This window comes from Actinomadura verrucosospora, from assembly GCF_039540335.1.
GTDB lineage: Bacteria > Actinomycetota > Actinomycetes > Streptosporangiales > Streptosporangiaceae > Spirillospora > Spirillospora verrucosospora.
The window spans coordinates 146,258-159,361 of the sequence record NZ_BAABEV010000010.1; the positions used below are offsets into that span (position 1 = coordinate 146,258).

Annotated in this window: 9 protein-coding genes; 5 read left to right on the forward strand and 4 right to left on the reverse strand. The window is 73.2% G+C overall.

Annotation, left to right across the window (positions count from 1 at the left end):
• Nucleotides 1-2 precede the first annotated feature (2 nt).
• Nucleotides 3-734, reverse strand: a complete 732-nt coding sequence (locus ABD944_RS14275) for an alpha/beta fold hydrolase (RefSeq protein WP_345176240.1) — start codon at nucleotides 732-734, stop codon at nucleotides 3-5.
• 202 nt (nucleotides 735-936) lie between these two features.
• On the opposite strand from ABD944_RS14275, the gene ABD944_RS14280 reads away from it, so the two are divergent.
• The 4 genes from ABD944_RS14280 to hpaD all read left to right on the forward strand — a co-directional run bounded on the left by ABD944_RS14280 (nucleotide 937) and on the right by hpaD (nucleotide 5,945).
• A complete protein-coding gene (locus tag ABD944_RS14280) occupies nucleotides 937-2,367 on the forward strand; it encodes a fumarylacetoacetate hydrolase family protein (protein WP_345176243.1) in 1,431 nt (476 codons plus the stop codon).
• 96 nt (nucleotides 2,368-2,463) lie between these two features.
• Entirely contained in the window at nucleotides 2,464-3,384 is a 921-nt protein-coding gene (gene dapA, locus ABD944_RS14285) for a 4-hydroxy-tetrahydrodipicolinate synthase (protein WP_345176244.1), read from the forward strand.
• Between the two features lie 42 nt (nucleotides 3,385-3,426).
• A complete protein-coding gene (hpaE, locus tag ABD944_RS14290; RefSeq protein ID WP_345176247.1) occupies nucleotides 3,427-4,935 on the forward strand; it encodes a 5-carboxymethyl-2-hydroxymuconate semialdehyde dehydrogenase in 1,509 nt (502 codons plus the stop codon).
• Nucleotides 4,932-5,945 carry a 3,4-dihydroxyphenylacetate 2,3-dioxygenase gene (gene hpaD / locus ABD944_RS14295; RefSeq protein WP_345176249.1) on the forward strand — a complete coding sequence of 338 codons (1,014 nt, stop codon included), beginning with the start codon at nucleotides 4,932-4,934 and terminating at the stop codon, nucleotides 5,943-5,945. The genes hpaE and hpaD overlap by 4 nt, the downstream gene beginning before the upstream one ends.
• A gap of 18 nt (nucleotides 5,946-5,963) precedes the next feature.
• Here hpaD and dinB read toward each other — a convergent pair whose 3' ends face one another.
• The 3 genes from dinB to ABD944_RS14310 all read right to left on the reverse strand — a co-directional run bounded on the left by dinB (nucleotide 5,964) and on the right by ABD944_RS14310 (nucleotide 11,311).
• Entirely contained in the window at nucleotides 5,964-7,139 is a 1,176-nt protein-coding gene (gene dinB, locus ABD944_RS14300) for a DNA polymerase IV (protein ID WP_345176252.1), read from the reverse strand.
• A gap of 102 nt (nucleotides 7,140-7,241) precedes the next feature.
• Nucleotides 7,242-10,127 carry a glycoside hydrolase family 48 protein gene (locus tag ABD944_RS14305; RefSeq protein WP_345176255.1) on the reverse strand — a complete coding sequence of 962 codons (2,886 nt, stop codon included), beginning with the start codon at nucleotides 10,125-10,127 and terminating at the stop codon, nucleotides 7,242-7,244.
• A gap of 146 nt (nucleotides 10,128-10,273) precedes the next feature.
• Nucleotides 10,274-11,311, reverse strand: coding sequence for a LacI family DNA-binding transcriptional regulator (locus tag ABD944_RS14310; protein WP_345176258.1), 1,038 nt, complete (start codon nucleotides 11,309-11,311; stop codon nucleotides 10,274-10,276).
• Between the two features lie 292 nt (nucleotides 11,312-11,603).
• Between ABD944_RS14310 and ABD944_RS14315 the strand changes: the two genes are divergently transcribed.
• Nucleotides 11,604-13,097, forward strand: a complete 1,494-nt coding sequence (locus tag ABD944_RS14315; protein ID WP_345176259.1) for a cellulase family glycosylhydrolase — start codon at nucleotides 11,604-11,606, stop codon at nucleotides 13,095-13,097.
• Nucleotides 13,098-13,104: the final 7 nt, after the last annotated feature.

Sequence of the window (13,104 nt, forward strand, 5' to 3'; positions counted from 1 at the left end):
GGTCACCGCGACAGCGCGTCCAGGACGGCCACACGCCAGTGCGGCCCGCCCAGCACCTCGTGGTGGGCGCCGGGCACGGTGACCAGTTCCGCCTCGCCGAGCTCCTCGGCGAGGCGGCCGATTCCTCGTGTCAGCTCATCATTCTCTCCGACGACGAAGACGGGAAGAACCTTCGCGTTCCACGGACCGCCCTCGAACGGCGTCGCGCGCAGGCCCTCGACGCAGAGCGCGAGCCCGGCGGCGCGGTCGCCCTGCGCCCTGACCATGGCCGCGATGGCGCCGGTGAACGGGTCGTCGCACTCCGCGCCCTCCCGGACGGCGCGGCGGAACGCGTCGATGTCGACGGCGCTGAAGGGCTCGACAGGGCTCAACCCGCCGAGGACAGAGCGTTCCACCCGTCCCGGGGCGGCCGACGGCAGCTCCCACGCGATCCTGGCGCCCAGGGAGTAGCCGACCACGTCGAACGTCCCGGCCCCCGCCCGGTCCACGGCGGACACCAGGGCGGCGGCGACCGCGGGCGCGGCGGCCTCGTCCGGCGAGGCCGGCGCCGGGCTCTCGCCGTGGCCGGGCAGGTCCGGGACGAGGACGGTCCGCCCGACGGCGGTCAGGGCGCCGACCATCCCGGTCTCGATCCAGTCGGCCCGCCCGTCGGAGCCGAAGCCGTGGACGAGCAGCACGGGCGGGGCGTCCGCCGGGCTGTCCGGCGTGAACGTGCGAACGGCGAGGTCGCGCATCCGTCAAGCACCTCCTAGAGGATTTCGCATACGATTTTCGATCATACTGCACGGGGCTTCGTCCCCCGTCGCGTCCGGCCCCCGATTGGAACGATCGAAGTCGGGACGCCCCTGCTCTCGTCATCGTGCATGACTTCATATACGATTTCCTTGTGACCTCGTCCGCGGGGTCCGGCCCCGTCCCGTCACAGGAGAGAGCCCCGTGCCGCACCCCCTGGGCAACCGGCCCTCGAAGATCATCGCCGTGCACCTCAACTTCCCCTCCCGGGCGAAGGAGCGCGGCCGGATCCCCGCCGAGCCGTCCTACTTCCTCAAGCCGCCGTCCTCGCTCGCCGGGACGGGCGACCCGCTGAACCGCCCCGCGGGATGCGAGCTGATGACCTTCGAGGGCGAGATCGCCCTGGTCGTCGGGCGGCGCGCGCACCGCGTGGCGCCGGCGGACGCCTGGGAGCACGTCGGCTGGGTGACGGCCGCCAACGACGCCGGCGTCCACGACCTGCGCTACGCCGACCGGGGCTCCAACCTGCGCTCCAAGGGCTCGGACGGCTTCACCCCCATCGGCCCGCGGCTCCTCGACGCGCGGGACCTGGACCCGCGCGCGCTGCGCGTCCGCACCTGGGTGAACGGAGAGGTCGTCCAGGACGACACCAGCGACACCCTTCTGTTCCCCTTCGCCGACCTGGTCGCCGACCTCTCCCGGCTCGTCACCCTCGAAGCCGGGGACGTCATCCTCACCGGCACGCCCGCCGGCGCCTCGGTCGCCTCCCCCGGCGACGTCGTCGAGGTCGAGGTGACCGCAGGATCCGCCACCACCGGACGCCTGTCCAACCCGGTCGTGGACGCGGATCCGCTCCCCCAGTGGGGCGCCATGCCGAAGGTGGACGACGCCGTCCGGGCCGACGCCTGGGGCCCGGCCTACGTGCGCGAGCCCGTCCTGGACGAGGCGACCGCGGCCGCGCTGCGGAGCCTGTCGACCGCCACGCTCAGTGCCCAGATGCGCAAGCGCGGCCTGCAGCACATGTCCGTCGACGGCGTCCACCCGGCCGGCGGGGACGCGGTGAAGATGGTCGGGATCGCGCACACGCTGCGCTACCTGCCGCTCCGCGAGGACCTGTTCGAGCGGTACGGCGGCGGCATGAACGCCCAGAAGCGGGCCGTGGAGGAACTGCGTCCGGGCCAGGTGCTGGTCATGGACGCGCGCCGCGACGCCTCCTCCGGGACGATCGGCGACATCCTCGCGCTGCGGGCCCTGCGGCGCGGCGCGGCCGGGGTCGTCACCGACGGCGGGCTCCGCGACAGCGCCGCCGTGGCCGGACTGGACCTGCCGGTCTTCCACGCGGGCGCGCACCCGGCCGTGCTCGGGCGGCGCCACGTCCCCTGGGACACCGGGCTGCCGATCGCCTGCGGCGGCGCGCTCGTCCAGCCGGGCGACGTCCTGGTCGGCGACGCCGACGGCGTCGTCGTCATCCCGCCGGACCTCGTGCGCGGGCTCGCCGAGGACGCCGCCGAGCAGGAGGCGCAGGAGCGCTTCATCGCCGAGCGCGTCGCCGCCGGCGAGCCCGTCGAGGGCCTGTACCCGCTCGGTCCGCGCTGGCGGGAGGCCTACCTGGCCTGGCGCCGCGACGGGCGCTGACCCCGCCCCCACAGCAGTACCCAACTCACAGCCGTACCCGACTCACAGCAGTACCCGACTCACAGCCGAACCGCCCGCCAACCGAGGAGCGATGAGTTGAAGTTCCGCACCGATCCGGCCGCGATCCGCGGGTCGATCGCGCCCGTCGTCACACCGTTCACCGCGGAGGGCGGCGTCGACCACGACGCGCTGCGCGGGCTGATCCGCTGGCAGCTGGAGTCCGGCTCGCACGGGATCTCGCTGGGCGGCTCCACCGGGGAGCCGAGCAGCCAGACCGCCGCCGAGCGGATCGCGGCGATCCGCACCGCCGCCGGCGAGGTCGCGGACCGCGTCCCGTTCCTGCCCGGCACCGGCTCGGCCAGGCTGGAGGAGACGCTGGAGATCACCGCCGCGGCCCGCGACGCCGGCGCCGACGCCGCCCTGGTGATCACCCCGTACTACGCGCGGCCCACCCAGCAGGCCCTGTACGACTGGTACGCGGCCGTGGCGCGGGAGTTCCCCGACCTGCCACTGGTGATCTACAACGTGCCGTCCCGGACGGCCGTGGACATCGCGCCCGAGACCGTCCGGCGGCTGTTCGCCGACTTCGACAACGTCGTCGGGATCAAGGAGACGACCAAGGACTTCGAGCACTTCTCCCGCGTCCTGCACGCCTGCGGGCCCGAGCTGCTCGTCTGGTCCGGCATCGAGCTGCTGTGCCTGCCGCTGCTCGCCCTCGGCGGCGCCGGGTTCGTCAGCGCCGTCGCCAACCTCGCGCCCGCCGCGGTCGCCCGCATGTACGAGCTGTGGACGGCCGGCGACCACGCCGCCGCCCGCGACCTGCACTACCGGCTGCACCCCCTCGTGGACCTGCTGTTCGTCGAGACGAACCCGGCCCCCGCCAAGTGGGTGCTGGAGCGGCGGGGCCGCCTCCCCTCCGGGCACGTCCGGCTGCCGCTCGCCCCGCCCTCCGACGAGGCGCAGGCGCGCATCCGCGCGCTGCTCGACCAGGGCGGCGACCTCACCGCGGGGATCTGACCCCGCCGCCCAGCCTCCCGCACCGAACCGGAAGAGAGCACGATGCCCCTCCCCTCCTCCCCCGCCCGCCCGGCCGGGCTGCCGGACCGCATCCGGCACTGGATCGGCGGCGCCTTCGCCGACAGCGCCGACGGCGCGGTCTTCGACGTCGCCGACCCCGTGACCAACACCCCCTACGCCACCGCCGCGGCGGGCGGGGCCGCCGACGTCGACCGGGCCGTGGCCGCGGCCCGCGCGGCGTTCCCCGGCTGGGCCGCGCTCGGCAACCGCGAGCGCGCCTCGATCCTCGTCCGCGTCGCCGACGCCGTCGAGGCGCGCGAGGACCGGCTCGCCGAGCTGGAGTCCTTCGACTCCGGACTGCCGATCACCCAGGCCCGCGGCCAGGCCCGGCGCGCCGCCGAGAACTTCCGCTACTTCGCCGACGTGATCGTCGCGCTCGGCGAGGAGGCCTACCGGGTCGGCGACACCCAGCTCAACTACGTCGTCCGGACGCCCGCGGGCGTCGCCGGGCTGATCACCCCGTGGAACACCCCGTTCATGCTGGAGAGCTGGAAACTCGCCCCGGCGCTGGCGTCCGGCTGCACGCTCGTGCTGAAGCCCGCCGAGTGGACGCCGCTGTCGGCGGGCCTGTGGCCGGAGATCCTCACCGAGGCGGGCGTGCCCGCCGGGGTGGTCAACATCGTGCACGGCGTCGGCGAGGCCGCCGGGCAGGCCCTCGTCGACCACCCGGACGTGCCGCTGCTGTCGTTCACCGGCTCCACCGAGACCGGACGGCACATCATGCGGTGCTCCGCCGACGGCCTGAAAGCGCTGTCCATGGAGCTCGGCGGCAAGTCCCCCGTCGTCGTGTTCGCCGACGCCGACCTGGACGCCGCGCTCGACTCGGTCGTGTTCGGCGTCTTCTCGCTCAACGGGGAGCGCTGCACGGCCGGGTCCCGCGTGCTCGTGGAACGCCCCGTCTACGAGGAGTTCACCCGGCGGCTCGCCGAGCGCGCCGAGAAGGTGCGGGTCGGGCCGCCGTCCGACCCCGCCACCGAGGTCGGCGCCCTCGTCCACCCCGAGCACTACGCGCGGGTGCTGGAGTACGTCGAGGTCGGCCGGCGGGAGGGCCGGCTGATCGCGGGCGGCGGCCGCCCGGGGCACCTGCCGGAGGGCAACTACCTGCAGCCCGCCGTGTTCGCCGACGTCCCGCGGGACGCCCGGATCTTCCAGGAGGAGATCTTCGGCCCGGTCGTGGCCGTCGCGCCCTTCGACGACGAGGCCGAGGCGGTGGAGCTGGCCAACGCCACCCGCTACGGGCTCGCCGCCTACGTGTGGACCGACGACCTGCGCCGCGGCCACCGCATCGCCCACGGGGTCGCCTCGGGTATGGTCTGGATCAACTCGCACAACGTCCGTGACCTGCGCACTCCCTTCGGAGGGGTGAAGGACTCCGGGCTCGGCCGCGAGGGCGGCGCGCACAGCATCGACTTCTTCTCCGAATCCAAGATCGTGCACGTCATGCTCGGCGAGGTGCACACGCCCCGCTTCGGCGCCCAGGAGCCACGATGAACACACCCCCCGACGTGATCCGCTCCGCGTACGCGCAACTGGCCGTCACGGACCTGGCCGCCGCCCGCTGGTTCTGGGTCGACATGCTGGGCCTGCACGTCCAGCACGAGGACGCCGGCGCGCTGTACCTGCGCGGCACCGACGAGCTGACCCACCACTCCCTCGTCCTGCGCTCCGGGCCCGTCGCCGCCCTGGACCACATCGCCTACCGGGTCCGGACCCCCGAGGACGTCGACCGGGCCGAGCGGTTCTTCGCCTCCCTCGGCCGGCCCGTCCGGCGGGTCCCCGCCGGGGCCGGGACCCACGGGGTCGGGGACGCCGTCCGCGTCGTCGACCCGCTCGGCTTCACCGTGGAGTTCTTCCACGACATCGCCCGCGGGGAGCGCCTCATCCAGCGCTACGACCTGCACCGGGGCGCGCAGATCGCGCGCCTGGACCACTTCAACATCTGCACGCCCGACATCCCCGCCGCCTACGAGCACTACACGTCCCTCGGCTTCGGCTGCTCGGAGACGATCGAGGGCGACGAGCACGAGCTCTACGCGGCGTGGATGTACCGCAAGCAGACCGTGCACGACGTCGCGTTCACCGGCGGCGCCGGCCCCCGGCTGCACCACGTCGGGATGGCGACGCACGAGTCCCACCAGGTGCTGCGCACCGCCGACGTGTTCGGCTCGCTGCGCAAGGAGCACCACATCGAGCGCGGCCCCGGGCGGCACGGCGTGTCCAACGCCTTCTACGTGTACCTCCGCGACCCCGACGGGCACCGGGTCGAGATCTACACCTCGGACTACTACACGGGCGACCCGGACCACGAGACGTTCCGGTGGAACGTGCACGACGACCGCCGCCGCGACTTCTGGGGCAACGCGGTGATCGAGTCCTGGTACAAGGAGGCCAGCCCCGTCCTCGACCTGGACGGCCGCCTCCAGCCGATCGCGGAGTCGGCGCTGGACGAGTCCGCCGTCCAGGTCGGCGCGGACGGCCTCGGGATCGTCGAGCCGTCCTGACCGCGGGGGCGCGCCGTCTCAGTCGGGAAGCAGCGGCACCGGGTCGCCCTGGTCCCGGCCGAGGAGCACGGCGCGGGTGATGGCGGACTGGCCGAACCGGTCGCGGACGCCGTCGACCGCGCCGTCCACCGCCATCGCCTGGTCGAACGGCAGGGTGAGCTGGACGGCGCCGTCGTCGTGCAGGTTGCCCAGTGAGAGGCCGATCAGCGTCAGGCCGCGCTCGTCGATCATCGGGCGGGCGGCGGCGAGCAGGCCCCGCGCCGCCGCCAGGAGCACGGGGGTCTCGGCGGTGGCCTGGGCCAGCGTGTGCGAGCGCGTGGCCCGGGCGTAGTCGCCGAACCGCAGCCGGAGGGTGACCGTCCGGCAGACGCGGCGGGCCTTGCGCAGCCGCCCGCCGAGCCGGTCGGCCAGCCCGACGAGCATCGCGTCCAGCTCCGCCGCCGACCGGGCACGGCGGCCGAGCGCCCGCTGCGCCCCCATCGACCGCCGCCGCACGCCCGTCCGCACGGGGCGCGGGTCGCGGTTGTGCGCCAGCGCGTACAGGTGGCGGCCCGCCCCCGGGCCGAGCATCGACACCAGCGTGGACTCCGGCATCGCGGCCACGTCCCCGACCGTCGTCACGCCGAACCCGGCGAGCTTGGCCGCCGTCGCGGGCCCCACGCCCCACAGCCGCCGCACCGGCAGCGGGCGCAGGAACTCCAGTTCGCCGTCCGGCGGCACCACCAGCAGCCCGTCGGGCTTGGCGACGCCGCTGGCGACCTTGGCGAGGAACTTGGTGCGCGCGACCCCGACCGTGATCGGCAGCCCGACCTCCTCGGCGATCTCGCGCCGCAGCCGGACGGCCACCTCCGGCGGGGGGCGGCGCAGCCCGTCGGCGTCGAGGAACGCCTCGTCGATCGACAGGCCCTCCACCAGCGGCGTCGTGGCCCGAAACACCGCGAAGACCGCCTTGCTCGCCGCGCTGTAGGCGCTCATGCGCGGCCGGACGACGACCGCCCGCGGGCACAGCCGGCGGGCCTGCCCGCCGCTCATCGCCGTCCGCACGCCGCACGCCCTGGCCTCGTAGCTCGCCGCCAGCACCACGCCCGTCCCGACGATCACCGGCCGCCCCCGCAGGGCGGGATCGTCCCGCTGCTCGACCGACGCGTAGAACGCGTCCAGGTCGGCATGCAGGATCGTCGCACCGGCGGACACGAACATATGTTCGCATACACGGGCGTCGCGCCTGGTGGCGGGCCCCTTGGACGAGCGGAGAGCCCGTCGCGACAGGCGTCGCGACGGGCCCTCGCGCGTTGGTCACCCGAGGAGGCGGCCGTAGTCGGCCATGGCCAGGGCTATGTCCGCCTGGGCCCAGAAGCGGTGGTAGGTGAACACCGGCGGCGTGGAACTCTGGCCGCTGGCGTACGCCCACACGCGCGCGTAGTCGGGGTCGCTCTTGTAGAAGGAACGGATGGACATGAAGGTCGAGCTGGAGTTGATCGGGTCGCCGTTCGGCATCTTGCCGCTCCAGCCGGAGGGGACGTAGACCGGGTCGGCGAGGCGCTTGTAGTCGGACCTGGTCTCCTGGACGGAGACGCCCTTGGCGTCGGTGTGCTTCCAGATGGCGTCGAGCAGGTCCTTGGCGGCCTGCTTGGCGGCGGCGTCACCGGACTTGGCGGCGTAGTACGTCAGCGTCTTGGCGTACGCGGCGGCCACGCCGACGTCGTCGGTGTAGTCCTGCACCGAGACGTGCAGCCCGGTGTTGGCGGGCGGCGTCCCGGTGGCGGTCGACCAGTTCGCGTCCGGCTGCCCCGTCCACTTGAGGGTGGAAGGGATCTTGATCCCGCCCGTGGACGGGTCGACCGTCGTCTGCGACAGCGCCCAGGCGACCCACTTGTCGAGAACCGCCTTGGCGGACGCGTCGCCGGAGACCTGGTAGTACTCGGCCACGCGCTCCATCGACCACGCCTGGAAGCCGAACCACTGGTTGCTCGGCGGGTCGTGGTAGACGGGCTGCCAGTCGTAGGCCATGCCGAAGAACTCGGTCAGTCCGGTCGGCGGCGTGCTGTAGCTGCCCTCCCAGCTGTTGGTGACGCCTCCGGCGATCGCGCCCTCGGCGGACTGGAGCCACTTGTAGAGCTGGAGCTGCCGGGTGAGGCTCTTGCTCCAGTCGGCCTTGGCCGTCGCGCCCTTGGGCGCGAGCGCGGCGTCGTTCACCAGCGCGTAGGCGGCCAGGGGGTTCTGGTAGCCGAAGTGCGAGGCGCCGTCGCCGATGCGCCAGGCCCAGCCGGCGTTCGTGTCGTTCGCGCCGCCCCACGCGTAGTACCAGGACAGCAGGTAGTGCTCGCTGTCCTTGCCCGACCCGGCCGGGCAGGACGAGGGCGAGTGGCAGTCGCCGATCTTCTTGAAGTACTTGTCGAAGAACGAGTAGCGCAGGTAGTCGCCCATCTTGCCCGCCTTGGCCACGGTGGCCGAGACGTCGCCCGACTTGCCCTGGTCCTTGGCCCAGGCGTTCGCCCAGTACGCGGCCTGAATGGCGCGCGCGTCGGCGTCCGGCGCGTCGGTGAACTTCCACTGCTTGGCGTAGGAGGAGTCCTTGATGAACAGGTCGAGGTACCCGTTGGGGCCGCCGAAGGCGAACTTGTCGCACGTCGGCTGCGGAACGGTCTCGAACACCGACTCCTGCGAACCGCGCTGGTAGGTGTTGATGTAGGAGGGGCCGTCCGCGCTCGGGCCCTGCTCGCAGCCGCCGCCGGGGGTGTTGCCGTACCCGTAGACGTTGTCCACGTCCTGCAGCCAGTGCATGCCGTAGATGTCGTCGGTGCCGTAGGCGGACTTCAGCTCGCTCGCGATCGGGTCCTGGCCGACCGGGACGTTGCCGTCGATCAGCGACGGGTAGTCGCTCACCGCGGGATGCTCGGCGGCGTAGGTGGCGGGCTTGGAGGCGTTGTAGAAGGAGTTCGTCGGCTGGTCCGCGTGCGTCGGGATCATGTACTTCTCCATCAGCGCCCAGGAGGCGTTGAAGGGGGCCCAGTTCTGCGTGACCTTGCCGTACATGGCCTCCAGCCAGATGAGGTAGCTGTAGGCCTCCGACGTCGTCTCGTGACCGTGGTCGGGGGCCTCGACCATGAACGTCTCCACCGAGTGGTACGGGATGCCCTCGGGGCTGAAGTAGCCGTTCGCCGGGTCCTTGATCTTGTTGTACTGGTCGAGGAACCGCTGGGTGTAGGCGTCGCCGGAGGTCGACACCTCGGTGGCGGTGACCTTGGCGGCCGTGTAGCCGGACGCGGCGGAGGTGAACGTCGCCTGGCCCGTCCCGGAGGCGTCCGCGGTGATCGTCACGTTCTGGGCGGTGGACCAGTTCTGCGGCGTGAAGGTCAGCGTCCCGCCGCCGGTCACCGACAGGCCGGAGTTGCCCGCCGTCCGGGTCGTCGTCACGGTGACCGAGCCGGAGGGGGCCTCCGACAGCTTCACCGCGTAGGCGGCCTTCGCGCCCTGCGCGACGGTCAGCGCGGTGGGGCTCGCCACGACGCTCGCCGCCGCCGTCACCGTGACGCCCACCGGCGCGGACTCGGCCGTCGCGCCGGTGCTGTCGGTGACCCTGGCGTAGAGCGAGTACGAGCCGGCCGCCGCGGGCGTCCAGTTCAGCCCGTACGGGGCCGTGGTGTCGGCCGCGCCGAGGGACCCGTCCTGGTCGAAGAACTCGACCTTGGAGACGGTCGCGCCGGAGCCGGCCGCCGCGGTGGCGGCGATCGGCACCGAGGCGCCCACCGAGTACGTCGCGCCGGCGGACGGGCTCGTCAGCGCCACCGTCGGGGCGGACGAGCTCTGGTTGCACGGCGTGCCGTTGAGGCTGAACGCGGTGGGGTCGGTGTTCGTCCCGCTGTAGGTGAACTGCGCGCCGACGTTCACCGAGGCGCCGGAGGCGAGCGCCCTGTTCCAGCTCTCGTTCTCGGCGGTGACCTGCTGGCCCGACTGCGACCACTTCGCCGACCAGCCGCTCGCCAGCTTCTGGTTCCCCGAGTAGGAGTAGGTCAGCTTCCAACCGTCCAGCGCGTCACCCTGGTTGGTGATGTCGATGCTCGCGGTGAAGCCGCTCCCCCAGTCGTTCTTCTTGTAGACGACCTTGCACGCGACCGCGGCGGCGTGGGCCGGGGCCATCACGCCCAGTCCGCCGCAGAGCAGGGCAAGCACCGCGCCCACGGCCGTTAACCCGCGCCATCTTTGCTGTCTTCTCACCTGTGTTCCTTCCTGTCGCGCCCGGTGTCCGGGCATGGCGGTCTCCACCGCCGGCGGAGCACGGCGGTGGTGGTGCCGGGGAGGGCGGGGGCCGCGCCGGCCCCGGTCCGTCAGCCGGACTCCCGGATGATCAACTTGGTGCGCAGCACGACGCCGCGCTCGGTGTTCGGCCGGCCTCCGGTGCAGGCGCGCAGTTCGCGCGCCAGGCGGGCGCCGAGGTCCTCGGCCGGCTGCCGGACGGTCGTCAGCCGGGGGCGGACCTGCTGGGCCACCGGAGCGTCGTCGAACCCGACGACCGCGACGTCGTCGGGGACGCGGCGGCCCGCCCGGCGCAGCGCGCTCAGCGCGCCGACCGCCATCTGGTCGGACGCGGCGAGCACGGCGTCGACGTCCGGCCGGCGCTCCAGCAGGCGGCGCATCGCCCGCTCGCCGGACAGCCGGCCGAAGTCGCCCTGGCAGACCAGCCCGTTGACGCCGATCCCGGCCTCGCGCGCCGCGAGCCGGTAGCCGGCCAGGCGGTCCACGGCGGCGCCCATGTCGGCCGGCCCGGCGATGGTGCCGATCCGGCGGCGGCCCGAGGCGAGGAGGTGCCGGACGGCGGCGTGCGCGCCGCCCTGGTTGTCGACGTCGACGTACGGCAGCGCCACCTCGTCGAGCGGGCGCCCGGCGAGCACCACGGGAGCGCCGGCGGCGGCCTGCACGAGGGGGGCGACCTGGTCGCGGCGGGCGCCGACGAGCAGCACGCCCTCGGCCCGGCCGCCGCGCAGGTAGCCGGTGGTCGCCCGCCACTCGTCGGCCCGGCCGGCCATGAGGACGACGAGCGGCGCGCGGCCGCCGAGCTCGCGGCGCACGCCCCACAGCAGGCGCGCGAAGAACGGGTCGCCGAGGACGCGGCAGCCGTCCTCGCAGACGACGGCGGCGACGGTGCCGGAGGACTCCCGGTCGGGAGGGCCGCTGCGGCGCCGGACGTAGCCGAGCCGCTCGACCGCCGCCTCGACCTGGAGGCGGGCCGCCCTGCTGACGCGCGCGGACCCGTTCAGCACGCGGGACGCGGTGGCCGGCGACACGCCGGCGAGCTGCGCGACGTGGGCGAGGGTGGGCGGTCGGTCGGGGAGGGCGGGATCGTGCGGGGGGTGGGTGACGGTCACGCTTTCGGCACTCCCTTCGGGGGTTCCCGGCCTTTCGAGGGGGTGGACCGGGTCGGGAGTAGTGGGAGCGCTCCCAAGAATCTGATCGGACGCGCATCGTGTCAAGGGTCGCGAGGAAACCGAATTCGGGGCCGCCCGCACCCGCCGCTCACCGCGCGCGCAAGGCGCCGTGAAAGTTCGTGAAAGGAATGGAACAAGGCTTCCCTCCCGCGTCCGGGGCGTTCTACGTTCACCGCAGTCCAGGAGTGGGAGCGCTCCCAAGCTCAATCGTCCGACGTGAAGGCGGAGATCCATGAGATCGCTTTCCCCGCGCACCGCGGCGGTGGCCGCGCTGACCGGCGCGATCTGCGCGGCGGGCTCGCTCGTCGCGGGAACCGGGACCGTGCTCGGCGCGCGGCCGGCCCGCGCCGCGGTCGCCTGCGAGGTCGGCTACACCACCAACGACTGGGGCACCGGATTCACCGCCGCCGTCACGATCACCAACCGGGGCCCGGCCGTGACCGGCTGGACGCTGACCTACTCCTACACCGGGAACCAGCGCCTCACCGGCGGCTGGAACGGCCGGTGGACGCAGTCGGGCACGACCGTCACCGTCGCCAACGAGAGCTGGAACGCGGCCCTCGCCACGGGCGCGACCGTGCAGGCCGGGGCGCAGTTCTCCTACAGCGGCGCGAACGCCGCGCCGACCGCCTTCGCGCTCAACGGGACGGCCTGCAACGGCGACGGCGAGCCCACCACCGAACCCCCGACGACTCCCCCGCCCGGCGGTCCCGCGCCCAAGCTGAAGGTCTCCGGCAACACGTTCGTGAACGCCGCCGGCGCCGCGGTTCGCCTCCGCGGGGTGAACCGGTCCGGCGGCGAGTTCGCCTGCGTCCAGGGCAACGGGATATGGGACGGCCCGATGGACGCGGCCTCCGTCGCCGCGATCAGGAAGTGGAATGTCAACGCGGTCCGGGTGCCGCTCAACTCCGACTGCTGGCTGGGCTTGGACAACGTCGAGCCCGCCTACCGCGGAACCGCCTACCAGAACGCCGTCAGGAATTACGTGGGGCTGCTCGAAGAGAACGGCATCACGCCCATCCTGGAACTGCACTGGAGCCGCGGATTGTGGACGGGCTATGACAGCCATTGCCAGACCGCGGCCGCGGAATGCCAGAAACCGATGCCGGACGCCCAGTACGCACCGGAATTCTGGAAGCAACTCGCCACCGCCTACAAGGGCGACACGGCGGTCGTGTTCGACCTGTTCAACGAGCCGTACCCGAACAACCTCCAGGTCATGGACTACGCCCAGTCATGGAGGTGCTGGCGCGACGGCGGCTCGGCCTGCACGGGCCTGACCTACGAGGCGGCCGGGATGCAGGACCTCCTCGACGCCGTCCGCTCCACCGGCGCGCAGAACGTCGTCATGGTCGCGGGCAGCAGCTACTCCAACGACCTCGGCCAGTGGCTCGCGCAGAAGCCGTCCGACCCCACCGGGAACCTGGCGGCCGCGTGGCACTCCTACAACTTCAACTACTGCAAGGACGCGTCCTGCTGGGACCAGCAGATCGCGCCCGTCGCCGCGCAGGTCCCGCTCGTCGCCGGCGAGATCGGCGAGAACACCTGCGGCCACTCCTACGTCGACGCGCTCATGTCCTGGCTGGACGCGCGCGGAGCGTCCTACCTCGGCTGGACGTGGAACACCTGGGACTGCTCCGGCGGCCCGTCGCTGATCAGCTCCTACGACGGCACCCCGACCGCGTACGGCGCCGGACTGCGCGACCGCCTGCGCTCCGCCCCCTGACCCACTG